This is a genomic window from Blastococcus sp. SYSU DS0828, assembly GCF_054050975.1.
The window spans coordinates 1-26,775 of the sequence record NZ_JBJHAK010000030.1; the positions used below are offsets into that span (position 1 = coordinate 1).

Annotated in this window: 21 protein-coding genes; 4 read left to right on the top strand and 17 right to left on the bottom strand. The window is 74.5% G+C overall.

Annotated elements, in window-relative coordinates; all coding sequences use genetic code 11:
* The first annotated feature begins 128 nt into the window (after positions 1-128).
* Complete coding sequence (ileS, locus tag ACI79Q_RS18650; protein ID WP_456589562.1) at positions 129-3,296, top strand: isoleucine--tRNA ligase; 3,168 nt, start codon at positions 129-131, stop codon at positions 3,294-3,296.
* Between the two features lie 40 nt (positions 3,297-3,336).
* Here ileS and ACI79Q_RS18655 read toward each other — a convergent pair whose 3' ends face one another.
* A complete protein-coding gene (locus ACI79Q_RS18655; RefSeq protein WP_456615161.1) occupies positions 3,337-4,059 on the bottom strand; it encodes a hypothetical protein in 723 nt (240 codons plus the stop codon).
* 58 nt (positions 4,060-4,117) lie between these two features.
* Positions 4,118-5,227, bottom strand: a complete 1,110-nt coding sequence (locus tag ACI79Q_RS18660) for an ABC transporter ATP-binding protein (RefSeq protein WP_456589451.1) — start codon at positions 5,225-5,227, stop codon at positions 4,118-4,120.
* A gap of 354 nt (positions 5,228-5,581) precedes the next feature.
* Between ACI79Q_RS18660 and ACI79Q_RS18665 the strand changes: the two genes are divergently transcribed.
* From ACI79Q_RS18665 to ACI79Q_RS18675, 3 genes are all read left to right on the top strand, one after another.
* Positions 5,582-6,961 (top strand): ABC transporter substrate-binding protein, encoded by a 1,380-nt coding sequence (locus ACI79Q_RS18665; RefSeq protein ID WP_456615162.1) that lies wholly within the window; start codon positions 5,582-5,584, stop codon positions 6,959-6,961.
* A gap of 122 nt (positions 6,962-7,083) precedes the next feature.
* Positions 7,084-8,073, top strand: coding sequence for a carbohydrate ABC transporter permease (locus tag ACI79Q_RS18670; RefSeq protein WP_456589453.1), 990 nt, complete (start codon positions 7,084-7,086; stop codon positions 8,071-8,073).
* On the top strand, positions 8,070-8,993 hold the full coding sequence (locus ACI79Q_RS18675) for a carbohydrate ABC transporter permease (RefSeq protein ID WP_456589454.1): 924 nt from the start codon (positions 8,070-8,072) through the stop codon (positions 8,991-8,993). Before ACI79Q_RS18670 ends, ACI79Q_RS18675 begins: the two co-directional genes overlap by 4 nt.
* Before the next feature lie 196 nt (positions 8,994-9,189).
* Here ACI79Q_RS18675 and wag31 read toward each other — a convergent pair whose 3' ends face one another.
* From wag31 to ACI79Q_RS18750, 15 genes are all read right to left on the bottom strand, one after another.
* Positions 9,190-9,924, bottom strand: coding sequence for a DivIVA-like cell division protein Wag31 (wag31, locus tag ACI79Q_RS18680; RefSeq protein WP_456589455.1), 735 nt, complete (start codon positions 9,922-9,924; stop codon positions 9,190-9,192).
* A gap of 98 nt (positions 9,925-10,022) precedes the next feature.
* Positions 10,023-10,310, bottom strand: a complete 288-nt coding sequence (locus ACI79Q_RS18685; RefSeq protein WP_456589456.1) for a YggT family protein — start codon at positions 10,308-10,310, stop codon at positions 10,023-10,025.
* Positions 10,311-10,361: 51 nt separating this feature from the next.
* Positions 10,362-11,081: a cell division protein SepF gene (locus ACI79Q_RS18690; protein ID WP_456589457.1), complete on the bottom strand. Its 720-nt coding sequence runs from the start codon at positions 11,079-11,081 to the stop codon at positions 10,362-10,364.
* A gap of 25 nt (positions 11,082-11,106) precedes the next feature.
* Positions 11,107-11,907: a YggS family pyridoxal phosphate-dependent enzyme gene (locus ACI79Q_RS18695; protein WP_456589458.1), complete on the bottom strand. Its 801-nt coding sequence runs from the start codon at positions 11,905-11,907 to the stop codon at positions 11,107-11,109.
* A gap of 81 nt (positions 11,908-11,988) precedes the next feature.
* The gene (pgeF, locus tag ACI79Q_RS18700) at positions 11,989-12,720 is read right to left on the bottom strand and encodes a peptidoglycan editing factor PgeF (protein ID WP_456615163.1); all 732 of its coding nucleotides are present in this window, start codon (positions 12,718-12,720) and stop codon (positions 11,989-11,991) included.
* A 66-nt stretch (positions 12,721-12,786) separates the two neighbouring features.
* Complete coding sequence (ftsZ, locus tag ACI79Q_RS18705) at positions 12,787-14,091, bottom strand: cell division protein FtsZ (RefSeq protein WP_456589460.1); 1,305 nt, start codon at positions 14,089-14,091, stop codon at positions 12,787-12,789.
* Between the two features lie 367 nt (positions 14,092-14,458).
* Positions 14,459-15,289, bottom strand: coding sequence for a cell division protein FtsQ/DivIB (locus ACI79Q_RS18710; RefSeq protein WP_456589461.1), 831 nt, complete (start codon positions 15,287-15,289; stop codon positions 14,459-14,461).
* Positions 15,286-16,746, bottom strand: coding sequence for a UDP-N-acetylmuramate--L-alanine ligase (gene murC / locus ACI79Q_RS18715; protein ID WP_456589462.1), 1,461 nt, complete (start codon positions 16,744-16,746; stop codon positions 15,286-15,288). The genes ACI79Q_RS18710 and murC overlap by 4 nt, the downstream gene beginning before the upstream one ends.
* Positions 16,743-17,840, bottom strand: a complete 1,098-nt coding sequence (gene murG / locus ACI79Q_RS18720) for an undecaprenyldiphospho-muramoylpentapeptide beta-N-acetylglucosaminyltransferase (RefSeq protein WP_456589463.1) — start codon at positions 17,838-17,840, stop codon at positions 16,743-16,745. Before murG ends, murC begins: the two co-directional genes overlap by 4 nt.
* Positions 17,837-19,363, bottom strand: a complete 1,527-nt coding sequence (gene ftsW / locus ACI79Q_RS18725; protein ID WP_456589464.1) for a putative lipid II flippase FtsW — start codon at positions 19,361-19,363, stop codon at positions 17,837-17,839. Before ftsW ends, murG begins: the two co-directional genes overlap by 4 nt.
* The gene (murD, locus tag ACI79Q_RS18730) at positions 19,360-20,802 is read right to left on the bottom strand and encodes a UDP-N-acetylmuramoyl-L-alanine--D-glutamate ligase (protein ID WP_456589465.1); all 1,443 of its coding nucleotides are present in this window, start codon (positions 20,800-20,802) and stop codon (positions 19,360-19,362) included. The genes ftsW and murD overlap by 4 nt, the downstream gene beginning before the upstream one ends.
* Positions 20,799-21,878: a phospho-N-acetylmuramoyl-pentapeptide-transferase gene (gene mraY, locus ACI79Q_RS18735; protein ID WP_456589466.1), complete on the bottom strand. Its 1,080-nt coding sequence runs from the start codon at positions 21,876-21,878 to the stop codon at positions 20,799-20,801. The genes murD and mraY overlap by 4 nt, the downstream gene beginning before the upstream one ends.
* Complete coding sequence (locus ACI79Q_RS18740; RefSeq protein WP_456599782.1) at positions 21,875-23,266, bottom strand: UDP-N-acetylmuramoyl-tripeptide--D-alanyl-D-alanine ligase; 1,392 nt, start codon at positions 23,264-23,266, stop codon at positions 21,875-21,877. The genes mraY and ACI79Q_RS18740 overlap by 4 nt, the downstream gene beginning before the upstream one ends.
* Positions 23,263-24,819, bottom strand: a complete 1,557-nt coding sequence (locus ACI79Q_RS18745) for a UDP-N-acetylmuramoyl-L-alanyl-D-glutamate--2,6-diaminopimelate ligase (protein ID WP_456615164.1) — start codon at positions 24,817-24,819, stop codon at positions 23,263-23,265. The genes ACI79Q_RS18740 and ACI79Q_RS18745 overlap by 4 nt, the downstream gene beginning before the upstream one ends.
* A gap of 110 nt (positions 24,820-24,929) precedes the next feature.
* The gene (locus ACI79Q_RS18750) at positions 24,930-26,774 is read right to left on the bottom strand and encodes a peptidoglycan D,D-transpeptidase FtsI family protein (protein WP_456615165.1); all 1,845 of its coding nucleotides are present in this window, start codon (positions 26,772-26,774) and stop codon (positions 24,930-24,932) included.
* Between the last annotated feature and the right edge of the window lies 1 nt (position 26,775).

Here is a 26,775-nt window from a genome sequence, read left to right on the forward strand (position 1 = left end):
CGCCAGCGCGTGGTTGACGGCCGCTTTCACCCTCGCCCCCACCTCTTGGGGTAAGTCTGCCTTGGGGCGGGGGCGGGCACCCCCGGTTGGGGGCCCGGCGCCCGGGGCCGCCGCCCGGGTCGGGGATGATGGTGCCCGTGACCTCACCCGGCCCCTTCTCCGCGCTGCCCCCGCAGGTCGACCTCCCCGCCCTGGAGCGCGGCATCCTGGAGCGCTGGGAGAGCGAGAAGGTCTTCGACCGGTCGCTGGAGGCCTCGCAGGGCCGCCCGCAGTGGAACTTCTACGAGGGCCCGCCGACGGCGAACGGCCGCCCCGGCACCCACCACATCGAGGCGCGCGCGTTCAAGGACGTCTTCCCGCGGTTCAAGACGATGCAGGGCTGGCACGTGCCCCGCCGGGCCGGGTGGGACTGCCACGGCCTGCCCGTGGAGATCGCGGTGGAGCAGGAGCTGGGCTTCGCCGGCAAGCCGGACATCGAGCGGTTCGGCATCGCCGAGTTCAACGCCCGCTGCCGGGCCTCGGTGGAGCGGCACGTCGACGCCTTCACCGAGCTGACCCGGCGCATGGGCTACTGGGTCGACATGTCCACCGCCTACTGGACGATGGACCCGGCGTACGTCCAGAGCGTCTGGTGGTCGCTCAAGCAGGTCTTCGAGAAGGGCCTGCTGGTCGAGGACCACCGGGTGGCCCCGTACTGCCCGCGCTGCGGCACCGGCCTCTCCGACCACGAGGTCGCCCAGGGGTACGAGACCATCACCGACCCGTCGGTGTACGTGCGGCTGCCGGTCCTCGACGGCGAGTGGGCCGGCCGGGCCGACCTGCTGATCTGGACGACGACGCCGTGGACGCTCCCCAGCAACACCGCCGTCGCCGTGCACCCGGAGGTCACCTACGTCGTCGCCCGCGCCGCCGGTAGCGACGACGTGCCGGTCGTCGTGGCCGAGCCGCTGGTGGCCGCCGTCCTCGGTGAGGACGTCGAGGTGCTCGGTAGCGCCCCCGGCCGCGACTGGGAGCGCACGCACTACCGGCGACCGTTCGAGCTGGTGGAGTTCCCCGACGGGGACGCCCACTACGTGGTGCTCGCCGACTACGTGACCACCGACGACGGCACCGGCCTGGTGCACCAGTCCCCCGCCTTCGGCGCCGACGACCTCGCGGTCTGCCGCGGCTACGGGCTGCCGGTGGTCAACCCGATCGACGCGACCGGGCACTTCCTGGCCGAGATCCCGCTGGTCGGCGGGCACTTCTTCAAGGCGGCCGACGCGGCGCTGGTCGAGGACCTGCAGGCCCGCGGCGTGCTGTTCCGGGAGATCCGGTACGAGCACAGCTATCCGCACTGCTGGCGCTGCCACACGCCGCTGATGTACTACGCCCAGCCGTCCTGGTACATCCGCACCAGCGCGATCAAGGACCAGCTGCTCGCCGAGAACGAGAAGACCCGCTGGTACCCCGAGAACATCAAGACCGGCCGCTACGGCGACTGGCTGAACAACAACGTCGACTGGGCGCTGTCGCGCGACCGGTACTGGGGCACCCCGCTGCCGGTGTGGCGCAACGACGAGGACCCGTCGCGCATCGTCGTCGTCGAGTCCCTGGCCGAGCTGTCGGAGCTGACCGGCCGTGACCTCTCCGACCTCGACCCGCACCGGCCGTTCATCGACGAGATCACCTTCACGCGGGAGGGCGAGGCGGGCACCTACCGGCGGGTGCCGCAGGTCATCGACGCCTGGTACGACTCCGGCTCGATGCCCTTCGCCCAGTGGGGGGCACCGCACCGCAACCAGGAGCGCTTCGAGGCCGCCTACCCGGCGCAGTTCATCGCCGAGGCCATCGACCAGACCCGCGGCTGGTTCTACTCGCTCATGGCCGTCGGCACGCTGGTGTTCGGGCAGAGCTCGTACGAGAACGTGCTGTGCCTGGGCCACATCCTGGCCGAGGACGGCCGCAAGATGAGCAAGCACCTGGGCAACATCCTCGAGCCGATCCCGCTGATGGACCGGCACGGCGCCGACGCCGTCCGCTGGTTCATGCTGGCCGGCGGCTCGCCCTGGTCCGCCCGCCGGGTCGGCCACGAGACGCTGTCCGAGGTGGTCCGCAAGGTGCTGCTCACCTACTGGAACACCGCCAGCTTCTTCACGCTCTACGCCGAGACCAACGGCTGGGACCCCGCCACCGCGCCCGCGCCCGCCCGCGCCGAGCGCCCGCTGCTGGACCGGTGGGCCCTCGCGGAGCTGGCCGCGGTGACCCGCGACGTGACGGCGGCCCTGGAGGACTTCGACACCCAGGGCGCCGGCCGGCTCCTCGCCCAGTTCGTCGACGACCTCTCCAACTGGTACGTGCGGCGGTCGCGGCGCCGCTTCTGGGACGGCGACGCCTCCGCCCTGGGCACGCTGCACGAGGTGCTCGACGGCCTGACCCGCCTCATGGCCCCCTTCACGCCGTTCGTCACCGACGAGGTGTGGACCCGCGCCGTCGTCCCGGGCCTGGGCGGCTCGGAGGCGCCGGACTCGGTGCACCTGGCCTCCTGGCCGGCCGTCGACGAGGACGCGCTGGACGGCGCCCTGGTCGAGCAGATGGCACTGGTGCGCCGCCTGGTGGAGCAAGGGCGCTCGGCCCGGACCTCCGCCAGGGTTCGCACCCGGCAGCCGCTGGCCCGCGCCGTCGTGGCCGCGCCGGGGTGGGGGGCGCTCCCCCGCGACCTGGTCGCCGAGGTGGCCGACGAGCTCAACGTGGCGGAGGTGCTCGAGCTCGCCGCGGTCGGCGGCGACCTGGTCGACGTCAACGTCAAGATCGACTTCCGCGCCGTGGGGCGCCGCCTGGGCAAGCAGGTGCAGGCGGTGGCCAAGGCGGTCGCCGCTGCCGACGCCCCCAGCCTGGTGGCGGCCTACCGGGCCGGCACCGCGAGCGTGGAGGTCGACGGCTCCCCCGTGCCGCTCGAGGAGGGCGACCTGGTGGTCACCGAGACCCCGCGCGAGGGCTGGACCGTCGCCAGCGCCGGGGGTCTGACGGTGGCGCTGGACCTCACGCTCACCCCCGAGCTGGAGCGGGCCGGGCTGTTCCGTGAGGCGGTGCGGCTGGTGCAGGAGGCGCGCAAGGCCGGTGGGCTGGAGGTCAGCGACCGGATCGAGCTCTTCTGGACCGCCGACGGCGCCATGGCGCAGGCGCTCACCGAGCACGAGGAGCAGCTGGCCGGCGAGGTGCTCGCCGTCGCCGTGCACGCCGGCACCGCCGGGGCGGGCGAGGGCGTCGAAGGTCCGGAGGGCTCGCGCTTCTGGGTGGCCAGGGCCGGCTCGTAGCTGTCCGCCCCGCTCGCCGGGGAGCGGGCGGGGCAGCGGCTCAGGCGCCGCTGCCCCTGCGGGCGCGGGCCCGGTCGGCGAGCGTGCGGTCCGGGCGGCACGCCCCGCACGGGGTGAACCCGTCGGTGCGCGCCTCGTCCAACGGCAGCGGGATGGGCTCGTGGCCCTGGAGGTGGAGACAGCCGGGGACGTGGTACCGCGGGTGCTCGTCGACCACCAGGACGTCGTCGGTGAGGTCCACGACGATCAGCAGATCGGTGACCTCGACCTCCTCGACCGGCGGCTCCCCGGCCTCGGGTGCGGCACCCCGGGCGCGGCCCGCTCCCGACGGGGGCCGCTCGCTCCCCCCCGCCGGCTGCTCCCCGCCCGCCACCGGCTCGGCGACGGCCGACGGGTCCGCGGGCGGGACGGCGGTCGCGCCGGTCGAGAGGTCGGGCCCGGTCGCCGCCGGGGCGGCGTCGGCGGCGGCCGTGGTCGTGGGAGCCGTGGTCGTGGGAGCCGTGGTCGTGGGAGCCGTGGTCGTGGGAGCCGTGGTCGTGGGAGCCGTGGTCGTGGGAGCCGTGGTCGTGGGAGCCGTGGTCGTGGGAGCCGTGGTCGTGGGAGCCGTCCGCTCCGCGATCTGCCGCCGGGCCACGACCAGGACGCCCGCGGCCACGACGCAGGCGGCCACGCAGCCCCAGTACAGGGCGGTGGTGCCGGTGAGCAGCCCGCCGATGAAGAGCCCGAGGCCCAGCAGCAGGAGCACTGCGGCGATCACGATCACAGCTGGACTGTAGGGCGCGCCGTCCGACGGGCGCCCGCCGCGCGCCGTGCCGCGGGGGTCAGCCGGGGGCCTGGGTGACCCGCAGCCCGGTCTGTGCGGAGAAGAGGTGCGCCTCTCCCGGGCGGATCGCCACGTGCACGACGTCGCCCTTCTGCGGCGGGCGGCGGGGGTCGGCCCGGAGCACCACCTGCTCGTCGTCGCCGCCGGTCTGCCCCGTGGCGAGCCGGCCGTACGCGAAGGCGTCCGAGCCGAGCTCCTCCACGATGAGGACCTCGACCGGGATGCCCTCCCCGGCGCCCACGAACTCGACCGACTCCGGCCGGAAGCCCAGGGTGGCGGTGGTGCCGCCCTCGTGGGCGAGCGCCGACAGCGCCTCCCGGGGCAGCGGCACCGGGTGCTCGCCCACGCGGGCGCCGCCCTCGGTCAGCGTCACGGGCACGAGGTTCATGGCCGGTGAGCCGATGAAGCCCGCGACGAACACGTTGGCCGGCGCGTCGTACAGGTTGCGGGGGGTGTCGACCTGCTGGAGCACCCCCGCGTTGAGCACCGCGACCCGGTCGCCCATCGTCATGGCCTCGACCTGGTCGTGGGTGACGTAGACCGTGGTGACGCCGAGCCGGCGCTGGAGCGCGGCGATCTCGGTACGGGTCTGCACGCGCAGCTTGGCGTCGAGGTTGGACAGCGGCTCGTCCATGAGGAACACCTGCGGCTGGCGCACGATCGCCCGCCCCATCGCCACCCGCTGCCGCTGCCCGCCCGACAGCGCCTTGGGCTTCCGGTCGAGGTAGGGCTCGAGGTCGAGGATGCGCGCGGCCTCCTGGACCCGGGTCTGCCGCTCCTCCTTGGAGACGCCGGCGATCTTCAGGGCGAAGCCCATGTTCTCGGCGACCGTCATGTGCGGGTACAGCGCGTAGTTCTGGAACACCATCGCGATGTCCCGGTCCTTCGGCGGCAGGTGCGTGACGTCGCGGTCGCCGACCAGGATCCTGCCGTCGGTGACCTCCTCCAGCCCGGCCAGCATCCGCAGCGACGTCGACTTGCCGCAGCCCGACGGGCCGACCAGGACCAGGAACTCGCCGTCGGCGATCTGGAGGTCCAGCGCATCGACCGACGGGTGCTCCGCCCCGGGGTAGACGAGCGTGGCGTGGTCGTACGTGATGGCGGCCATGGGTCCCTTCCTGCGCCGAGCGGTGTCGTCACTCTGGCACGCCGGGGGCCGGTACGACCACCAGGCCCGCGCCGTCGTCCCCGTCCGGGTCACCCCCGGGGTCGCGATTCCTCCCCCGATCGTGCGCTGACGACGGGACAGCGTGGGAGCGCTCCCATATGCTCCCGGACACAGCACCGACGAACGGGCCACTACCGCTCGGAGGTTGCGCAACCGTTACGGGACCGTGGCCGCCGGGGGCTTGCCGCGCGGCTAGGGTCGCCGACGGATGTGAGCGGCCGCACCCGCCAGCGGGTGCCGGGCACGGAGTCACACGATGCGGCGACGAAGCCGCAGGAGTCTGGAGGGGACCACATGACCAAGCGTGCGAGAGGCCGCGGCGCAGCAGCCCTGGCCGGCGGGGTGGGGCTGACGCTCCTGCTCACCGGGTGCGGCGCCGACGAGACGTCCGGCGGAGGTGGCGGCGGCGGCAGCCAGGCCGCGGCCGACCTGGAGATCGACTGCGCGCCCTACGAGGAGTTCGGCGACCTGGAGGGTGAGACCGTCAGCGTCTACAGCTCCATCGTCGCCCCCGAGGACCAGCCGCACATCGACTCCTACGTGCCGTTCGAGGAGTGCACGGGCGTCGACGTGCAGTACGAGGGCTCGCGCGAGTTCGAGGCGCAGCTCGTCGTCCGCACCCAGAGCGGCAACGCCCCCGACCTGGCCTTCATCCCGCAGCCCGGCCTGCTGGCGAACCTGGTCGACTCCGGTGACGTGGTCGAGCCCCCGGCCCAGGTGGGGCAGAACGTCGACGAGTACTGGGACGAGAGCTGGAAGGAGTACGGCACCGTCGACGACACCTTCTACGCCGCTCCGCTCGGCGCCAACGCCAAGTCCTTCGTCTGGTACTCCCCCTCGATGTTCGAGGAGGCCGGGTACGAGATCCCCGAGACCTGGGACGAGATGATCACCCTCTCCGAGGAGATCGCCGCCACCGGCGCGAAGCCGTGGTGCGCGGGCATCGGCTCCGGCGAGGCCACCGGCTGGCCGGCCACCGACTGGTTGGAGGACGTCCTCCTCCGCACGGCCGGCCCCGAGGTCTACGACCAGTGGGTCAACCACGAGATCCCGTTCAACGACCCCGCGGTCGTCGAGGCGCTGGACACCGTCGGCGACATCCTGAAGAACGAGGAGTTCGTCAACGGCGGCTTCGGCGGGGTGCAGTCGATCGCCTCCACCGAGTGGACCGATGCGGGCAACCCGATCCTCGAGGGCACCTGCTGGATGCACCGCGCGGCGTCGTTCTACCAGGCCAACTGGCCCGAGGGCACCGAGATCGGTGAGGACGGCGACGTCTTCGCCTTCCCGCTGCCGCCCATCGACGGGGACTCGGCCCCGGTCCTGGGCGGTGGCGAGTTCGTCGCGGCCTTCAACGACCGCCCGGCCACCCAGGCCCTGCAGACCTACCTGTCGACGGCCGACTGGGCCAACGTCAAGGCCCAGGTCTCCGGTCCCGGCTGGGTCAGCGCCAACACCGGTCTGGAGATCGACAACCTGGAGTCGCCGATCGACCAGCTGTCGGCGGAGCTGTTCCAGGACCCCGAGTCGGTGTTCCGCTTCGACGGCTCGGACCTGCTGCCCGGCGAGATCGGTGCCGGCCGGCTCTGGACGGAGCTGACCAACTGGATCTCCAACGACAAGCCCACCGAGGCCGTCCTGACCGACGTCGAGAACGCCTGGCCGGCGTCCTGACGCACTCCACCACGGGGGCCGGTCGGCCGCACGGCTGACCGGCCCCCACCACCCCGGACGCCGGGGGATCGCAGTGCCCTGCGGTCCCCCGGCCTCCGCCGTCGCGGGAGAGGTCGCGCGCAGTGCAGTGGTTCCTCGACGCCACCACCACGGGGCACAAGTTCGCCCTGATGGCGGTCGCCATCGTCCTGTTCGTGCTCGTGATGGGCGGCATCCTCCTCGCCGTCGACCGGCCGAAGCGGGTGCCCACCTGGGTGGTCGTCGCCGGCTTCCTCGGCCCGACGCTCCTCATGCTCCTGGTCGGCCTCGTGTACCCGGCGGTGGAGACGATCCGCGCCTCCTTCTACAACCGGGACACCTCGCAGTTCGTCGGCTGGGACAACTACGTCACCGTCTTCACCGAGGACAACTTCCAGACGGTGCTGCGCAACACCGTCCTGTGGGTGGTCCTGGTGCCGCTGCTCACCACCGGCCTCGGGCTGGTCTACGCCTATCTGGTCGACCGCACCCGCTTCGAGTCGCTGGCCAAGGCGCTGGTCTTCCTGCCCATGGCGATCTCCATGGTCGGCGCCGGGGTGATCTGGAAGTTCATGTACGAGTTCCGCCCCGACCAGCCGGGGGTGAACCAGATCGGCCTGCTCAACCAGCTGCTGACGCTCGTGGGCATCGAACCGCAGCAGTTCCTGCTCAACCAGCCGTCCAACACCTTCTACCTGATCGCCGTCATGGTGTGGATCCAGGCCGGCTTCGCGATGACGGTGCTGTCGGCGGCGATCAAGGCCATCCCCGACGACGTGGTCGAGGCCGCGCGACTGGACGGGGTGACCGGGCTGCAGATGTTCCGTCACATCACGGTGCCGAGCATCCGGCCGGCGCTCGTCGTGGTGCTGACCACCGTCGCGATCGTCTCGCTCAAGGTCTTCGACGTGGTGCGCACGATGACCGGCGGCAACTTCGGCACCAGCGTGGTGGCCAACGAGTTCTACACGCAGTCCTTCCGCCAGTTCAACTTCGGCCTCGGGGCCGCGCTGGCGGTGCTGCTGTTCATCCTCGTGATCCCGATCATCGCCTACAACGTCCGCCAGCTGCGGCTGGCCGAGGAGATCCGATGACCACCACCGTGCCGGTGATGGCGCCCGCTCCGCCCGAGGACCGCAAGCTCGGCCGCCCGGGACGGCGCTCGGCCGCCGCGAAGAAGAAGCTGAGCTCCCCGGCGGCCTCGATCATCGCGATCGTGATCGCAGTGCTCTGGACGGTGCCGACGCTCGGGCTGCTGATCACCTCGTTCCGCCCGGAGATCGACATCCGCCGCTCCGGCTGGTGGACGGCGTTCAGCAACCCCGAGTTCACCCTCGACAACTACAACGAGGTCCTCTACGGGGGTAGCACCAACTTCGCCCAGCTCTTCGTCAACTCGGTCGTCATCACGCTGCCCGCCGTGGTGATCCCCATCAGCCTGGCGCTGCTGGCGTCCTACGCCTTCGCGTGGATCCCGTTCCGCGGCAGCAACATGCTCTTCGTCGCGGTGTTCGCCCTGCAGGTGGTTCCGCTGCAGGTGACCCTCATCCCGCTGCTGCGGCTCTTCGTCGACGCGGACATCGCCGGCTCGTTCTGGACCGTGTGGCTCGCCCACTCGATCTTCGCGCTCCCCCTGGCGATCTTCCTGCTGCACAACTTCATGAAGGAGATCCCGGCGTCGCTCGTCGAGGCGGCCCGGATGGACGGCGCCGGGCACGTGAAGATCTTCTTCCAGGTGCTGCTGCCGCTGCTCACGCCGGCCATCGCCGCGTTCGGCGTCTTCCAGTTCCTGTGGGTGTGGAACGACCTGCTGGTCGGCCTCACCTTCGCCGGCGGCAGCTCGGACGTGGCGCCGCTGACGGTGCGGGTGGCGGAGCTGGCGGGCTCCCGCGGCTCGGACTGGTTCCTGCTCGCGGCGGGCGCGTTCGTCTCGATGATCGTCCCGCTCATCGTGTTCCTCGCCCTGCAGCGCTACTTCGTCCGCGGCCTGCTGGCCGGGAGCGTCAAGGGCTGAGCCCCTCTCCCCCGCTGCACCGAGGGCCCCGGACCGGATCGGTCCGGGGCCCTCGCCGTGGGGCGAGGGCGACCGCGCGCTGCCGGCCGCGCGCCCCCGGACATGACGAAGGCCCCGGACCGTGGGGTCCGGGGCCTTCGACCCCCTCCCGGGTCCCGCCCCGAGCGTGCGAGGGGTGGGGAGGAGGGGGCCTTTCTCAGGCGCTGGCGTGCTGGTTCTGCCGGCCCGCGCTGGCGGGCTCAGCGGAGCCGCGGCTGTCGAGGTCGCGCAGGTGCGACTCGAGGTAGGACCGCAGCCGGGTGCGGTACTCGCGCTCGAACGTGCGCAGCTCCTCGATCTTGCGCTCCAGGCTGCTGCGCTTCTCCTCGAGGCTGCCCATGACCTCGATGTGCCGGCGCTCGGCGTCCTGGTCGAGCGCGGCGGCCTTGGCGCGGGCCTCCCGCTCGACCGTCTCCGCGCGGGTCCGCGCGTCGCCGATCATGGAGTCGGCGCGGTGCTTGGCCTCGGCGACCATCTGCTCGCTCTTGGCGCGCGCGTCGCTCATCAGCCGTTCGCTGTTGGTCTTGGCGCCGCTGAGCATCTGCTCGGCCTGGGTCTTGGCCTCGTTGACGTAGCGGTCAGCGGTCTCGGTGGCCAGCGCGAGCATGCGCGAGGCCCGGGCGCTGTCGTCCTCCCGGGGCTGCTGGACCGGCGGCGGCGCCGGGGCGGCCGGCGGTGCGGGGGCGGGAGCCGGCGGCTCGGGCCGCTCCTCCGCGCGGGCGCCGGCACGGCCCACGCTGGAGCGCAGCTCGTTGTTCTCCTCGATCAGGCGGGCCAGCTCGGCCTCCACGACGTCGAGGAACGCGTCGACCTCGTCCTCGTCGTAGCCCCGCTTGCCGATGGGCGGCTTCTTGAAGACGACGTTGTGCACGTCGGCAGGCGTGAGTGGCATCGCAGGTCACCTCAGGTCGGACGGCGGGAACAGGTACGTGGTGGGACCGGCGGCGGAGCGCCACCGTCCGACGGCACTGACCCGGGGGGTTTCAGCGGTCATGCGAGTGCGAGCGTGACGTTCCGGAGAACCACCACGGCGATCAGCAGCACCATAAACCCGAGGTCCAGTCGGATGGACCCCAGGTTCAGCGGCGGGATCACCTTCCGCACCGCCCGCAACGGCGGGTCGGTGGTGGAGTAGACGATCTCGAGTCCGGCCGCGACGGCGCCCGAGGGCCGCCAGCTGCGCGCCAGCACCATCACCCAGTCGACGACGAAGCGCGCGAAGAGCAGGATGAGGAAGACGAGCAGCACCGACGAGACGATCTGCCAGAAAAGAGACACGGGCCCCGCTCGATCAGGGCACCCCCGGGTGCCGACTCCACTCCACGCCGCTCAGGACTTGTCGGAGAACCCGCCCTCGCGGATCTTCGCCTTGTCCTCAGCGGTGACGGCGACATCCTGCGGACTGAGCAGGAAGACCTTCGCCGTGACGCGCTCGATACTACCGCGCAGTCCGAAGCTCAGGCCCGCAGCGAAGTCGACGAGCCGCTTGGCGTCGGCGTCGTCCATCTCGGTCAGGTTCATGATGACCGGCATGCCGTCGCGGAAGCGCTCCCCGATGGTGCGCGCCTCGTTGTACGTGCGCGGGTGCAGCGTGACGACCTGGTAGCTCTTGGCCGCGGGTGCGGGCGCCGCCTCCGGCTCGGGCTCGGGGGCCGCCACCGGCTCGCGGACGGCCAGGCCGGCCGCGGCGACGGGGCCGCTGGTGGTGCTCAGCGCGCGGGCGCCGGTCGACCCGGACCCGGCGCCGACCGGCGCGAGGCCGAGCGGGCGGGCCTGGATGCGGCGCACCGAGATGGGCTCGGGGTCGCGGGCCGCGGGGACCTCGGCGGGAGCGGGCTCGTCGTCGGCGTACCCGTCGGCGTAGTCGTCGTCATCGGCGTAGCCGCGATCGGCGTAGCCCTCGCCGTAGCGGTCCTCCTCGTAGCGGCCGTAGCGACGGTCGCGGTCGAGCTCGTCCGACGGGCGGGCGTCGTACCGGCCGTAGCCGCGGGGGTCGTCGTCCTCGACGAGCCCCAGGTAGATCCCCATCCTCCGCATGGTTCCGGCCATCGGACCTCCCCCTCTGCTGGTGTCCTCAGCGTCGCGTCTGCACGGTCGTCGTCACATCGTCCCCGTCCGCCCGGTGCTCGAGCGGCTCGTGTGACTGCTGTGACTCGCGTGGCTGGTGTTCCTCGAACTCACCGCAGGGTAGGGGGCGGGCACCGAACAAGGCGGTTCCGACACGCACGATCGTCGCGCCCGCCGCGACCGCCTCCTCCAGGTCGGCGCTCATGCCCGCGGAGACCTCCACCGCCTGCGGGTGGTCGGCGCGCAGGCGGTCGGCCAGGGCGGCCAGCCGGGCGAACGCGGGGGCCGGTCGCTCGCCCCGGGGAGCCACGGCCATGAGCCCGCGCAGCCGCAGCCCCGGCGCCGACGCGACGAGGTCGGCGAGCGCGGGGACCTCCTCCGGGCGCGCCCCGCCACGCGCGGCGAGCCGGCCCTCGGGCCCGCCGAGGTCCACCTGCACGAGCACGTCCACCGGCCGGCCGGTCTCCTGGCCGGCGCGGTCCAGCGTCGCGGCCAGGGCGGCTCGGTCCAGCGAGTGGACGACCGCCCCGGTCCGGGCCACCGCGGCGGCCTTGTTGCGCTGCAGCTGGCCGACGACGTGCCACCGCAGCTCCACGTCGGCGAGCGCCGCGGCCTTCCCCAGCAGCTCCTGCACGCGGTTCTCGCCGAAGTCCCGCTGGCCGAGCGCGGCCAGCGCGCGCACGTCGTCCGCGGGCCAGGTCTTGCTCACCGCGAGGAGGGAGACGGTCGCGGGGTCGCGCCCGGCGGCCCGGGCGGCGCGGTCGATGCGGGCGCGCACCGCGCGCAGGTTCTCAGCGAGCGAGCTCACGTCCTGGAGTGTCCTCCCAGCGACCGGCCCCCGCGCAGGGGCCCGCCGCGAGCCGGCGAGCGACGGGGGGCACGGGGGTCCTCATGCCAGCCAGACCAGCCCGGCCTGGCGGCCGGTGACGCCGTCGCGCCGGTGGGAGAAGAGGGTGGGGTCCTCGACGGTGCAGCGCGGGTCCTGCACCACCTCCGGGATTCCGGCGCGGCGGAGGACCTCCTCCACCCCGGCCCGGAGATCGAGCCCGGGGGTGCCCGAGCGGGTGCGGACCGCGGCCGCCGGTGCGACCCGCGCGACGTCGGCCTGCATCGCCTCGGGCACCTCGTAGCAGGCACCGCAGACCGCGGGGCCGAGCAGGGCGGTCACGTGCCGGGCACGGGCGCCCAGGCTCGCCATCGCCGACAGCGCCGCGGGCAGCACCCCCTGCCGGACGCCCTCGCGGCCGGCGTGCACGGCCGCGACGACACCCGTCTCGTGGTCGGCCAGCAGCACGGGCACGCAGTCGGCGGCCAGCACGGCGAGCACCAGCCCCGGGGTGGCGGTGACCAGGGCGTCGGTGGCGGCGACCGGCCGGTCCTGCGGCCCGTCGACGACGGCCACGCCGCTGCCGTGGACCTGGTCCATCCACACCAGGTGGCCCTGCGGCACGCCGAGTTCCCGGGCCACGCGGGCCCGGTTGGCCGCGACGTCCCCGGGATCGTCACCGACGTGGGACCCCAGGTTGAAGGAGTCGTACGGAGAACGGGAACGGCCGCCCCGCCGGTCGGTGACGACCCTGCGGGGTCGCACCGCCGACGGAGCGGCCGGATTCGTATCCATGTAGGCGAAGCCTACGAGGTGACGCGCCGGAACGGCCCCCCTGTCGGGGGGGGCCGGGGGGGTCCTTCAGCCCTTGAGGAACTCCGGGATGTCCAGCTCCTCCTCGAAGTCCTCGTTGGACAGCGGCCGACGGCCGTTCGCGGCCGGCCCCGGGATGGGCGGCAGCGGCGGCACGGTCAGCCCGCCCCCCGCAGCCGGCCGGCCCGCGGAGCCCGACGGCGCCTGCTGGGCGAGCCGCTCACCGGTGGCCGGCGGGGCGGCCGGGGCCGGGGCGGGTGCCGGCGCCGCGGCGGGCGGCGGGGCGCTGGCGACCGGCGGGGCAGCCACCGGCCGACGGGGCGCCGCGAACGGCGAGGCGCCGCCGGTGGACACCGGTGCCTGGACCGCACTGGTCACCGCGGCCCCGTCCGAGCGCGTGTTGGGCCGGCCGCCGTCGAAGCCCGCGGCGATCACGGTGACCCGGACCTCGTCCCCGAGCGCGTCGTCGATGACCGCGCCGAAGATGATGTTGGCGTCCGGGTGCGCGGCATCGGAGACCAGCGAGGCGGCCTCGTTGATCTCGAACAGACCGAGGTCCGACCCGCCCGAGATCGACAGCAGGACGCCGTGGGCGCCCTCCATCGACGCCTCCAGCAGCGGCGAGGCGATCGCCTGTTCCGCCGCCAGCAGGGCGCGGTTGTCACCGCGTGCGCTGCCGATCCCCATGAGCGCCGAGCCCGCGCCGGACATGACCGACTTGACGTCGGCGAAGTCCAGGTTGATCAGGCCGGGCGTGGTGATCAGGTCGGTGATGCCCTGGACACCGGAGAGCAGCACCTGGTCGGCGGTGCGGAAGGCGTCCATGACGCTCACGTTCCGGTCGCCCAGCTGCAGCAGCCGGTCGTTCGGGATGACGATGAGCGTGTCGCACTCGTTGCGCAGCTCCTCGATGCCCGACTCGGCCTGCACGGCGCGACGCTTGCCCTCGAACGCGAAGGGACGGGTCACGACGCCGATCGTCAGCGCACCGAGCTTGCGGGCGATCGAGGCGACGACGGGCGCGCCACCGGTGCCGGTGCCGCCGCCCTCCCCCGCGGTCACGAAGACCATGTCGGCGCCCTTGAGGACCTCCTCGATCTCCTCGCGGTGGTCCTCGGCGGCCTGCCGGCCGACGTCGGGCTGCGCGCCCGCGCCGAGCCCGCGGGTGAGCTCGCGGCCGACGTCGAGCTTGACGTCGGCGTCGCTCATCAGCAGCGCCTGCGCATCGGTGTTGATCGCGATGAATTCGACCCCCTTGAGGCCGACTTCGATCATGCGATTGACCGCGTTCACCCCGCCGCCGCCGATGCCGACGACCTTGATGACCGCTAGATAGTTGTGCGGAGGTGTCATGCGGCGCTCCCCAACTGGACCCTCATCCTCAAGTTCAGCCTTACAGTTATGTCAACTCGGTCGACGGGGATGAAGTTAGGTGTGTGCCGAACGGCGCTACAAGCACCCTCTCCGGGTCGGCGTGTCGGCGGTGCCGAATCGCACCGAACCCTCGGGACTCACTGGTCACATTCTCACCACGAGGTGTGACGACTCGCCCCGGATCCGTCTCATCCCGGGCTGCAGGCCCCACCGGCCGGGGTGAGCAGAAAGATCCGGGGCCGGAGCGCGTGTCGGGCGTGTCGCACCGACCGGCGTGTCGCCCGGACGGCTCAGCCGAGCCGCTGCGCAGCCACCTGGCGACGGTCCGCCACGGGCGGCCGCACGGTCAGCGCAGGACGACGGCGTCCGGCGCGCTGACGTCGATCAGCTCCGCCGGTGGGAGCTCGCCGTCAGCGATCCGGTCCAGCAGCGCGACGAGCACCTCGCCCTTGGTCGCCGACTCCTCGGCACCGCCCCAGGCCACCACCGTGCCGTCGGTCAGCGCGAGGCTGATCGACTCCGCGTCGGGGGCGGCGACCTCGACGACGTCCTCGCGCAGCCGGCCGGGCAGCGCGCCGATCGCGGCCAGCCCGGCCCGGGTCGCGGCGTCGTCCGGTCCCGGATCGGTCACGACCAGCGGCACCACCCCGCGCGGCGCGGGGCCGGTGAGGCTGTCGAACAGGACCCCGTCCGCGTCGACCAGCGACCGCCGGCCGGGCGGGCCGACGACGGCCACCGGCACCCGCTCGGCGACGGTGACGACGATCCGGTCGGGCCATCCGCGCGCCGCCTGGACGTCGCGGACCTGCGGCAGCCGGGACACGCGGTCCTCGACGGCGCCCAGGTCGACCCGCAGCAGCGGTACGCCGTCGGGCACCCGCGCCACCTCGCGTACCTGGTCGGCCGACAGCGTCGCCGTCCCGTCCACCTGCACCGTGCGGACCGCCAGCACCGGGCCCAGCCACAGCAGCCAGCAGAGCCCGGCCACGACCGTCACCGCCGTCGCGACCTGCAGGGAACGCCGCCGGCGGGTGCTCCGCCGCGACGGACGCCGATCGGGCAGCGGGGTGACCCGGGCGCCGCGGCGGTCGGCAGGCCTGCGGTCGGCCGGCGGGCGGTCGGCCCGGCCACGGCTGCGCCGCGTCCGATCGCGGGTGGTGCTGCCGGTCCTGTTCACCGACCGGTGTCCGCCGTGTCGCCCTCCCCGGCCGTCCCCTCCGCGGCGCGCAGCGCGTCGAGCACCTCGGGCCCCACCATGGAGACGTCCCCGGCGCCCATCGTCATGACCAGGTCCCCGGGACGGGCCCGGGCCGCCAGCGCCGGCCCGGCGGCCGACCAGGACGGTTCGAAGTGCACCTGCTCGGCCGGCAGCGGCACGGCGTCGGCCACCATCGCCCCGGTCACGCCCGGCACCGGGTCCTCCCGGGCGCCGTAGACGTCCATGACCACGACCTCGTCGGCGAGGCCCAGCGCCGCGCCGAAGCCCTCGGCGAACTCCTGGGTCCGGCTGTAGAGGTGCGGCTGGAAGGCCACCACCAGGCGCCCCTCCCCCGCCACCGCCCGGGCGGCGCGGAGCTGCGCGGCGACCTCGGTCGGGTGGTGGGCGTAGTCGTCATAGACCCGCACGCCCCCGGCGGTCCCCTTGAGCTCGAACCTGCGGTGCACGCCGCCGAACCGGCCCAGCCCCTCGATCAGGCCCTCCGCCGGCAGCCCCAGCTCCAGGCCGGCGAGCAGCGCCGCCGCGCTGTTGCGCGCCATGTGCTCGCCGGGGACCCGGATCCGCACCCGGCCGAGCTCGGTGCCGCCCAGGAGCGCCGTGTACGTGGTGTGCTCGCGGCCGACCGCAAGGTCGACCAGCCGCAGGTCGGCGTCCTCGGCCGTGCCGTAGGTGCGCACCCGCGCCGGGGCGGGCACCGTCCGCAACCGCGCGGCGCCCGGGTCGTCGGCGCAGAGCACCACGAAACCGCCGGGGTCGACCGTCTGCAGGAACTGGTCGAACGCGGTCTCCACGGCCGCCAGGTCGCCGTAGTTGTCCAGGTGGTCGGCCTCGACGTTGGTGACGATCGCGGCGAAGGGCGACAGGAGGAGGAACGAGCGGTCGCTCTCGTCGGCCTCGGCGACGAAGACGTCGCCCTCCCCCGCGTGCGCGTTGCTGCCCGACTCGTTCAGGTTGCCGCCGATCGCGAAGGAGGCGTCGACCCCGCAGGCCTGGGCGGCGACGGTGAGCATCGAGGTGGTCGAGGTCTTCCCGTGCGTGCCGGCGACGGCGACGCTGCGCCGCCCGGCCATCACCGCGGCCAGGGCGACCGCCCGGGGGAGGATGCGCAGGCCCTGCTCCCGGGCGGCGGCGAGCTCGGGGTTGTCCGCCCGGATCGCCGTGGAGACGACGACCGTGTCGGCCTCGCCGACGTGCGCGCCGTCGTGCCCCAGCTCCACCCGCGCACCGAGGGCCCGCAGCGCCAGGAGGGTGGGGCTGTCCCGCCGGTCGGAGCCGGAGACCGGGACCCCGCGGGCGAGCAGGATCCGGGCGATCCCGCTCATGCCGGCCCCTCCGATCCCGATGAAGTGCACGGCCCCCAGCTCGGGGAGGGACGGGACCGGCCCGGTCCAGGCCGCGACGGAGTGGGCAGTCATGCGCTCGCCACCTCGCAGACGATGTCGGCCAGCCGCTCGTCGGCGTCGGGCACGCCGGCCGCGGCGGCGTGCCGGGCGAGCCCGGCCAGGGCGGTCGGGTCGGTGAGCAGCGGCAGCAGGGTGCCGGTGATCCACTCGGGGCCGAGGTCGGCGTCCTCCACCAGGAGCCCGCCGCCGGCCTCGATCACCGGCAGCGCGTTGCGCCGCTGCTCGCCGTTGCCGATGGGCAGCGGGACGAACGCCGCGGGCAGCCCGACGGCCGAGAGTTCGGCCACGGTGACCGCGCCGGAGCGGCACAGCGCCAGGTCGGCGGCGGCGTAGGCGAGGTCCATGCGCTCCAGGTAGTCGACGACGACGTACGGCGCCTGCCCCACAGCGCGGGCGGGGACGGTGACGTCGGTGTTCTTGGGCCCGCGGGCGTGCAGTACCTGCACCCCTGCGCCGGTCAGCGCGTCGGCCGCGGCGACTGCGGCGCGGTTGAGCGACGCGGCGCCCTGCGAGCCGCCGAACACCAGCAGGGTCGGCCGGTCGGGGTCCAGCCCGAACTCCGCCCGCGCCTCCGCCCGGAGGGCGGCCCGGTCGAGCGAGGAGATGGCCCGGCGCAGGGGCATGCCGACGTGCTCGCCCCGGTGCAGCGGCGTGCCGGGCACCGTGACCGCCACGCGGGCGGCGATGCGGGCTCCGACGCGGTTGGCCAGCCCCGGCAGGGCGTTCTGCTCGTGCACGACCACCGGCACCTTGCCCCGGCGGGCGGCCAGGTAGGCCGGGAGGGCCACGTAGCCGCCGAAGCCCACCACCACGTCGGCGGCCAGCTCGTCGAGCAGCGCACGGGTCTGCGACACCGACCGGACCACCCGGCCCGGCACGCGCAGCAGGTCGGGCGTGGGCTTGCGCGGCAGCGGCACGGGCGGGATGAGGCGCAGATCGTAACCGCGGGCGGGCACCAGCCGGGTCTCCATCCCGCGCGCCGTGCCGAGGCAGGTGAGGCGCAGGCCGCCGTCCCGCCGCCGGAGCGCGTCGGCGAGGGCCAGCATCGGCTCGATGTGCCCGCCAGTGCCGCCCCCCGCCAGGACGACCGACCGGACCGCGGTCATCGGTCGCTTCCCGGGCGGCCGCCGCGCGGCGCGACCGGTCGCTGCCGCGGGGCGGCGGCGCGCACGGGCTCCCGCGCCGCTGCCGGGGTGCGCACCGCGGCACGCGGGCGCCCCGCCGCACCGGGACGCCCGGCCGGCGCCGGCGACCGCCGGGGCTCGGCCCCGCGCGCGTGCAGGAGCGTGCGGGCGCCGCCCACCACCGGCCGCTCGGGGAGGTCGCCCGCGGCGGAGCGCCGCGGGCGCACCTGGTCCACGGCCACGGTCGGGGCGGGCGCGAGCAGGCGGGCCAGGCGGCCGCGCTCGGCGGTCCGCAGGGCCTCGATGGCGGCCGGCTCGGACCGGGCGAACCGGGCGAGCAGGCCGACGATGAAGAGGGTCAGGATCAAGGAGGTGCCGCCCGCCGAGATCAGCGGGAGCGTCACCCCGGTCACCGGCAGGAGTCCGACCACGTACCCCATGTTCATGGTCGCCTGCCCGATGAGCCACACGGTGATCGCGACGCAGGCCAGCTGGACGAACCGATCGGCCGAGCGCCGGGCGATGCGGAAACCGGCGTAGGCCAGGACCCCGTAGAGCGTCACGACCACCAGGCACCCGAGGAAGCCCAGCTCCTCGCCGATGATCGCGAAGATGTAGTCGGACTCGGCCTCCGGGAGGATGTTCCACTTCATCGCGCTGTTGCCCAGGCCGACGCCCCAGAGGCCGCCGGTCGCCAGCGCGTACATGCCGCGGATCGCCTGGAAGCCGGTGTGGTCGGGATCGGCGAACGGGTCGAGGAACGCGGTGATGCGGGCCATGCGGTACGGCGCCGCCTTCACCATGACCACGATCGCCACCAGCGCGACGCCGGCGAATGCGGCGAACCAGCGCATCGGCATCCCGCCGGCCCACAGCAGGCCGACGAGCACCAGGCCCAGGCTCACCACCCCGCCGAAGTCGGGCTCGAGGATGAGCAGGAAGGCCAGCAGGGCGAACACCGGGACCACCGGGACGAGGAGCGACTTCGTCGTCAGGTAGCGCTCGCGGAGCGCGATCACGTGCGCGCCCCACAGCGCGAAGACCAGCTTGCCCGCCTCCGACGGCTGGAAGTCGGTGACGCCCAGCGGGATCCACTGCCGGGCCCCGTTGCGCTCCAGCCCGATGCCCGGGATCAGCACGAGGACCAGCAGGCCGATCACCACGAGCAGCGCGATGGGTGACCAGCGGCGCACCAGTCCCACGGGCAGCCGCATCGCGACCACCATCGCGCCCAGGCCGATGCACGCCAGCACCAGTTGCTTGACGCCGGGCGCCCACGCCGGCTGGTCCGCCAGCGCCGCCTCGATCGCGGAGGCGGAGAAGACCATGACCAGGCCGATGAGCAGGAGCAGCCCGGCGGCGCCCAGCACGAGGTGGCAGCTGGTCAGCGGACCGTCGAGCCAGGCGGGGCCGGTCCAGCGACGCGGCGGGGTGCGGGGCGCCGAGGCTCGGGCGCGACCGCGGGCCGGCCGCGGGGTCCGCACCGGGCGTTCGGTCGTCGTCATCGCCCGGCCGCCAGCCCGCGCACCGCGTCGGCGAAGGCGCGCCCGCGGTGGCCGTAGTCCCGGAAGACGTCCATGGAGGCGGCGGCCGGGGCCAGCAGCACGGTGTCCCCCGGCTGCGCCAGCCCGCGGGCCGCGGCGACGACGCGGGCCATCGTCGCCTCTGCCGTCACACCAGTCCCACCCACCCCGTCATCGTCGCCGCTCGGGACCTCGACGACGGGGACCGACGGGGCGTGTCGCGCCAGCGAGGTGGCCACCTGCGCGCGGTCGCGGCCCAGCAGGACCACTCCCGCGAGCCGGGGCGCGACCGCCGCGACGAGCGGGTCGACGTCGGCGCCCTTGAGCAGGCCGCCGGCGACCCAGACCACCCGGGGGTAGGCCGCCAGCGATGCTCCGGCGGCGTGCGGGTTGGTCGCCTTGCTGTCGTCGACGTAGTCGACGCCGTCGACGGTGGCGACCAGCACGTTGCGGTGCGCGCCGCCCCGGAAGCGGGCGAGCCCTCGGGCGACCGCCTCGGCCGGCACCCCGATCGCGCGGGCCAGCGCCGCGGCGGCCAGGGCGTTGACCGTGTTGTGCGGCCCCGGTACCGGTAGGTCCCCGCGCGTGAGCAGGTGCTCCCCCGCCGCGTCGACGGCGAACGCCCGGTCGACCAGCGCGCCGGCGCGCACGCCGAGCTGGCCCGGCGCCGGCTCGCCCAGGGTCACGGTGACCGGGCGGGGATGGGCGGCCACGAGTGCGGCGGCCACCGCGTTGCCGGCGTCGGCGACGGCGACCGGGGCGCGCTCGAGGATGCGGGCCTTCGCGTCGCGGTAGGCGGCGAAGGAGCCGTGCCAGTCGGTGTGGTCGTCGGCGACGTTGAGCACGGCAGCGGCGGCGGGTGCGAGCGACGAGGACCAGTGCAGCTGGAAGCTGGAGAGCTCCACGGCGATGACGTCGTAGGCGGGGGCGCCGTCGGCGTCCCGCGCGGTGACCACCTCGACCAGCGGACGCCCGACGTTGCCGGCCGCCACGGCGCGGTGGCCGGCGGCGATGAGGATCGCCTCCAGCATGGTGACCGTCGTCGTCTTGCCGTTGGTGCCGGTGACGGCGAGCCACGGTGCCGGTTCCCCGCCCGGGCCGGCGATGCGCAGCCGCCAGGCCAGCTCCGGCTCGCCGATCACCTCGACCCCGCGAGCCGCGGCGTCGACCAGCAGCGGGGCGTCCGGCCGCCAGCCCGGGGAGGTGACGACGAGGTCGACGCCCCCGGGCAGCGCCTCGGTGGCGCCGAGCCACTCCGCGCCGGCGCCGGTCAGCTCGTCGACCACCTCCGGCCGGGCGGCGTCGGCGAGCAGCACCCGGGTGCCGGAGCGCAGCAGCACCCGCGCGGCTGCGGCGCCCGAGACGCCCAGCCCGGCGACGAGGACGGTGCGGCCGGCAACCGCCGGGGCAGCCACGCTCACAGGCCCACGAAGTTCAGCCAGTCGGCGTAGAACAGCCCGAGACCGAAGGCGACCGCCATGCCGGTGACCAGCCAGAACCGCACGATCACGGTGTTCTCGGTCCAGCCGGCGAGCTCGAAGTGGTGGTGCAGCGGTGCCATGCGGAAGACCCGCCGCCGGGTGGCCCGGAAGAAGGCCACCTGGATGATCACCGACAGCGTCACCGCGACGAACAGCCCGCCGAGGACGACGAGGAGCAGCTCGGTGCGGGTGACGATCGCCAGGCCCGAGAGGAGCCCACCGAGGGCGAGCGAGCCGGTGTCGCCCATGAAGATGCGGGCCGGGCTGGTGTTCCACCACAGGAAGCCCAGGCACGCCCCCATGCCCGCCGCGGCCACGAGGGTCACGTCGAGCGGATCCCGGACGGTGTAGCAGCCCTCGATCAGCTCGTTGGCGCAGTCGTGGGTGAACTGCCAGAACGAGATGACGATGTAGGACGCCAGCACCATCGCCGAGGCGCCGGCGGCCAGCCCGTCCAGCCCGTCGGTCAGGTTCACCGCGTTGGAGAACCCGGCGATGAACAGGTAGGCCAGGATCACGAACGCGATCGGCCCGAGGGCCAGCGGCGCGATGTCGCGGACGTAGGAGACGACCGTCGACGCCGGGGTGACGTCGTTCCCGTCCGGGAAGTTGATCGCCAGCACCGCGAAGGTGACACCGACGACGAGCTGCCCCACCAGCTTGGCCGTCTTGTTCAGCCCCAGGCTGCGCCGGTGCCGGATCTTCAGGTAGTCGTCGAGGAATCCGACGGTGCCCATGCCGACCATGAGGAACAGCAGCAGCAGCCCGGTGGCGCTGAAGCCCCAGCCGGACTCGCCGACGAACACCAGGTGGGCGGCGACGTAGCCGACCACGGTGGCACCCACGATGACGGTGCCGCCCATCGTGGGCGTGCCCTTCTTCGACAGGTGGCTCTCGGGGCCGTCGTCGCGGATCTCCTGACCCAGGCCCTGCCGGCGGAAGGCCCGGATGGCCAGCGGCGTCAGGAGGATCGAGATGATCAGACCGACGGCCGCGGCGATGAGGACGCTCCTCACTGCGCGGCACCGCCCAGCAGATCGGCCGCGAGCAGCTCCAGGCCGTAGGAGCGACTGGCCTTCACGAGGACGACGTCCCCCGGGCGCAGCACCTCCGTGAGCCACGCGAGGGCAGCGCCCCGGTCCGGCACGTGCACCGACTCCTCCCCTGCGCGCCGCCCTGCGGCGGCCGCGCCTTCCGCTATGCCTACCGCATCGGCGCCGACGGCAACGACCAGGTCGACCCCTGCCGCGGCCGCGTCGCGGCCCAGCCGCTCGTGCTCGGCGGCGGCGTCCGGCCCCAGCTCGGCCATGCCCCCCAGGACGGCGATGCGCCGCTCCCCCGGCAGCCCGGTCAGCGCCGCCAGCGCCGCGCGCATCGACTCGGGGTTGGCGTTGTAGGCGTCGTTGACGACGGTGACGCCGTCGGCCCGCCGGTCGACCTCCATGCGCCATCGGCTGCGGCTCTCCGCTGCCGACAGCGCCGCGGCGACGGCGGCCGGGGCGAGGCCCACGGCCAGCGCGGCGCCGGCCGCCGACAGCGCGTTGGCGACCTGGTGCTCGCCGACCACCCGCAGCGCCACCGGGTGGCGCTCGCCCCCGGCGACCAGCGTGAAGCGGGCGCGGGCGTTCTCGTCCAGCCCCACGTCGACGGCGCGGACCGCGGCCTGCGCGGCGCGGCCCGTGGTCAGCACCCGGGCGCGCGTGCGGCCGGCCATGCCGAGCACCCGCGCGTCGTCGGCGTTGAGGACGGCGGTCCCCTCGGGGGGCAGCGCCTCCACGAGCTCCCCCTTGGCCTGCGCGATGCCGTCGGCGCTGCCGAACTCGCCCAGGTGGGCCGAGCCCACGTTGAGGACGATTCCGACCTCGGGCCGGGCCACCCGGCACAGGCGGGCGATGTGCCCCGGCCCGCGCGCGCCCATCTCGAGCACGAGGAACCGGGTCGTGACGTCGGCGGAGAGCACGGTCAGCGGCAGGCCGATGTCGTTGTTGTAGGAGCCCGGCGGGCTCACCGTGGGGCCGGCCGAGGCGAGGACCTGGCCGAGGAGGTCCTTGGTGGAGGTCTTCCCCGACGAGCCGGTGATGGCCAGCGTGCGCACGCCCGCGGCGGTCAGCCGCACGTGGACGCCGGCGGCGAGGCGGCCGAGCGCGTCGACCGGGTCGTCGACGACGACGCACGGGAGGGCCGGATCCGGGCGCGTGGCGAGCGCGGCGACCGCGCCGGCGGCCGCCGCCGCCCCCAGGAAGTCGTGACCGTCGGCCCGCTCCCCCACCACGGCGACGAAGAGGTCGCCCGCGGCGACCGCGCGGGAGTCCAGGGTCACCTTCCCGGTGACCGCGCCGTCGGACGGGACCGACAGCCGTCCTCCGGTCAGCTCCGCCACCTCGGCCAGCGACAGCCGGATCATGCCGGCGTCCCCGAGCCGGCGAGCACCTCGAGCAGCTGCGTGCGGTCGTCGAACGGGTGCACCGTGCCGGCCACCTCCTGGCCCGTCTCGTGCCCCTTGCCGGCGACCAGCAGGGTGTCGCCGGCCTCCGCCAGCCGCACCGCCGTCGCCAGGGCGGCGCGGCGGTCCCCCACCTCGAGCACCTCCGCGCGACGGTCGGCCGGCACCTCCCGGGCCCCGGCGAGCATCGCGGCGCGGATGCCGGCCGGGTCCTCCGACCGCGGGTTGTCGTCGGTGACCACCAGCACGTCGCTGCCCTCGGCGGCCACCCGGCCCATCTCCGGGCGCTTGCCCGGGTCCCGGTCACCACCGCACCCGAGCACGGTGATCAGCCGCCCGGGGGTGGCGCCCCGCAGGGCCGCGAGCGCGGTGCGCACGGCGTCGGGGGTGTGCGCGTAGTCGACGACGGCGACGAAGGGCTGGCCGGCCTCCACCGGCTCCATGCGCCCCGGGACCACGGTCGCGGCGAGCCCGGTGAGCGCGTCCTCGACGGCGACGCCGATGCCGTCCAGCAGGGCCACCGCCAGCACCGCGTTGGCCACGTTGAACCTGCCGGGCAGCCGCAGCCGCGCCGGCCAACTCCGGCCCCCGGGCCCGTGCAGCGTGAAGGTCGAGCCACCTCCGGGCGCCGTGGCCACGTCCGAGGCGGTCCAGTCGGCCACCGCCCCCTCGCTGCTGGCGACGGTGACCGGCCGCGGGCGGTCGGCCCGGGCCGCCAGCCGGCGGCCGTAGGCGTCGTCGACGTCGACGACCTCCACGTCGGCCCGGCCGTCGAACAGCAGCGCCTTGGCCTGGAAGTAGTCCTCCATGTCGTGGTGGAAGTCCAGGTGGTCCCGGCCCAGGTTGGTGAACCCGGCCGCGGCGAACCGCACACCGCCCACCCGCCCCTGGACCAGCGCGTGGCTGGAGACCTCCATGACGACGGCGGACACCCCGGCGTCGGCCATGCCGGCGAGCAGCGCGTGCAGGGCGGGCGCCTCCGGGGTGGTGCGGACGCTCGGGAGGGCGCTGACGGTGCCGTCCGCGGAGCGGGTCCGGGTCTGGACCGTGCCGATCAGGCCGGTGGCCCGCCCGGCGGCGGTCAGCCCCGCCTCGACCAGGTAGCTCGTCGTCGTCTTGCCGTTGGTGCCGGTGATCCCCAGGACGGTGAGCCGGCGGCTGGGCTCCCCGTAGACGCGGTCGGCGACGGCCCCGAGCACCTGCCGTGGGTCGTCGACGACGCACACCGGCAGGCCGGTCGCCAGCGCGTCGGCCCGGCCGGCCGGGTCCGTGAGCAGCGCCACGGCGCCCCGGGCGGCGGCGTCGGCCGCGTAGCGCACGCCGTGCGTGCGGGCGCCGGGAAGGGCGGCGTACAGGAAGCCGGGGCGCACCTCGCCGGACGCCAGCGTGAGCCCGGAGACGGCGACGTCGGCGGCGGAGCCCTCGGGCGCGCCGATCAGGTCGGCCAGCCGGGCGAGGGACAGCGGGCGGTTCCCCGTCGGCCGCGGGGCCGTCCCGGGGTCGGTCGGGGTCACGGGACTCCAATCTACCGGCGGCGGATGTCCGCACGGCGTCACCGCGCCCGGGCGCCGCTGCAGGGCCCCGCCACGAGCTCGCGAGCGGTGGGGGGCAGCGGGGTCCTTCCTCAGGGCGCGCCGGTCAGGGTGAACTCGGGGCGCGCGGTGCCCGACGGCACGACACCGTCGGCCATGAGCGCGGCCCGCATGATGTCGGCGAACACGGGCGCGGCCACCTGGCCGCCCTCGGCCGAGCTGGTGGGTCGCTCCAGGTCCACCGCGACGACGTACTGCGGGTCGTCCGCCGGGGCGAACCCGACGAACGTGGTCACGTAGCCGCCGCCGGCGTAGCAGTTGCACTCGGGGTTGGCGCGCTGCGCGGTGCCGGTCTTGCCGGCCACCCGGAAGCCCTCGACCTGGGCCAGCGGCGCGGTGCCGCCCGTGCCGACGACGGCCTCGAGCATGTAGGCCATCTGCTCGGCGGTGGACTCGCTGACGACGCGCGTCCGGGCCGGCTCCCCGGGCGACGTGGGGCGGCCGTCGGCGCCGGTCACCGACGACACGATCCGGGGCTCCACCCGCACGCCGCCGTTGGCGATCGCCTGGTAGACCGAGGCCATCTGCAGCGTGGTGACCGAGACGCCCTGGCCGATGGCCACGTTGGCGGCCCGCACCTCGCTCCACTCGCCCGATTCCTGGAGGATGCCGCGGCTCTCGCCGGGCAGCTCGATGCCGGTCTTCTCACCGACGCCGAACGCCCGCAGGTACTCCTCGAGCTTCTCGTCACCGACCTCGCGGGCCAGCATGATCGTGCCGACGTTGCTGGACTTGGCCAGGATGCCGGTGACGGTCCAGTCGACGGGGTCGTGGTTGTGCGCGTCCTTGACGACGCGGTCGCCGGCCTCGATCTGGCCGTCGACGGTCAGCACCCGGTCGGGCGTCGCGACGCCCTCCTCGACGGCGGCCGCGAGCGTCACCGCCTTCATGACCGAGCCGGGCTCGAACACGTCGGAGACCACGGGGTTGCCCAGCAGGGCGGGGTCGGTCGTGGCGTAGCTGCCCGGGTCGTACCCGGGGCAGGAGCCCATGGCCGCGACGCGTCCGGTCGCCACCTCCAGGACCACCGCCGAGGCCCGGGTGGTCGCGCCGTCGGCACAGGCCTGCCCCAGCCGCTCCTCGGTGACGAACTGCAGGTCCTGGTGGAGGGTGAGGGTGACGTCCCGGCCGTCGACGGCCTCGGTGACCTCGTCGATGCCCGAGGGGATCGGGTGACCGCCGCTGCCGACCTCCACGGTCCGCTCCCCCGGCGAACCGGAGAGCTGGTCCTCGAAGACCTGCTCGATGCCGGCCAGGCCGTTGCCCTCGCGTCCGACGAAGCCGACGACCTGGCCGCCCACCGCCCCGGACGGGTAGAGCCGCACCGGGTCGTCCCGGAGGTAGACGCCGGCGAGCTCCAGCTCCGCGACCGCGTCGGCCGTCTCCGGGGCGATCTGGGTGGCCAGGACCACGTACCGGCTGTCGGCGGAGAGCTTCTCGGTGAGCTCGGGCACCGGGACGTCGAGCAGCGTGGTGAGGGCGAGCGCGGTGCGCGCCGGGTCCCGGACCACGGTCGGGTCCGCCACGACCTTCGAGGCGTCGACGGTGTAGGCGAGCGGGTCGCCGTCCCGGTCGAGGATCTGGCCGCGGATCGCCGCCAGCGGGATGGTGCGCAGCCGGTCCTGCTCCGCCGCGCTGGCGTAGGAGCCGCCGTCGATGCCCTGGAGCACCACCAGCCGTCCGACGACGACGACGAGGAGGGTGATCAGGACGGCCAGCCCCCACCGGTTGCGGCGGCCGCGCTGCTCGACCGACAGCCCGGCACCGCTGCGCCGGGTACCGGGGATGCGACGGGGGACGAACGGCCCGGTCTCCCCCCGGCCGGCCGGGGACGGGCGGGGGGCGCGGGCGCCGGGTCCGCGGACGCTGCTCGGCACG

Excerpts from the sequence above, each read along its gene's own strand:
- murG (WP_456589463.1), bottom strand. The coding sequence starts at position 17,840 with ATGACCGCGGTCCGGTCGGTCGTCCTGGCGGGGGGCGGCACTGGCGGG.
- pgeF (WP_456615163.1), bottom strand. The coding sequence starts at position 12,720 with ATGGATACGAATCCGGCCGCTCCGTCGGCGGTGCGACCCCGCAGGGTC.
- ACI79Q_RS18690 (WP_456589457.1), bottom strand. The coding sequence starts at position 11,081 with ATGGCCGGAACCATGCGGAGGATGGGGATCTACCTGGGGCTCGTCGAG.
- ACI79Q_RS18665 (WP_456615162.1), top strand. The coding sequence starts at position 5,582 with ATGACCAAGCGTGCGAGAGGCCGCGGCGCAGCAGCCCTGGCCGGCGGG.
- ACI79Q_RS18660 (WP_456589451.1), bottom strand. The coding sequence starts at position 5,227 with ATGGCCGCCATCACGTACGACCACGCCACGCTCGTCTACCCCGGGGCG.
- ileS (WP_456589562.1), top strand. The coding sequence starts at position 129 with ATGGTGCCCGTGACCTCACCCGGCCCCTTCTCCGCGCTGCCCCCGCAG.
- ftsW (WP_456589464.1), bottom strand. The coding sequence starts at position 19,363 with ATGACGACGACCGAACGCCCGGTGCGGACCCCGCGGCCGGCCCGCGGT.
- murC (WP_456589462.1), bottom strand. The coding sequence starts at position 16,746 with ATGACTGCCCACTCCGTCGCGGCCTGGACCGGGCCGGTCCCGTCCCTC.
- ftsZ (WP_456589460.1), bottom strand. The coding sequence starts at position 14,091 with ATGACACCTCCGCACAACTATCTAGCGGTCATCAAGGTCGTCGGCATC.
- ACI79Q_RS18675 (WP_456589454.1), top strand. The coding sequence starts at position 8,070 with ATGACCACCACCGTGCCGGTGATGGCGCCCGCTCCGCCCGAGGACCGC.
- ACI79Q_RS18740 (WP_456599782.1), bottom strand. The coding sequence starts at position 23,266 with ATGATCCGGCTGTCGCTGGCCGAGGTGGCGGAGCTGACCGGAGGACGG.
- wag31 (WP_456589455.1), bottom strand. The coding sequence starts at position 9,924 with ATGCCACTCACGCCTGCCGACGTGCACAACGTCGTCTTCAAGAAGCCG.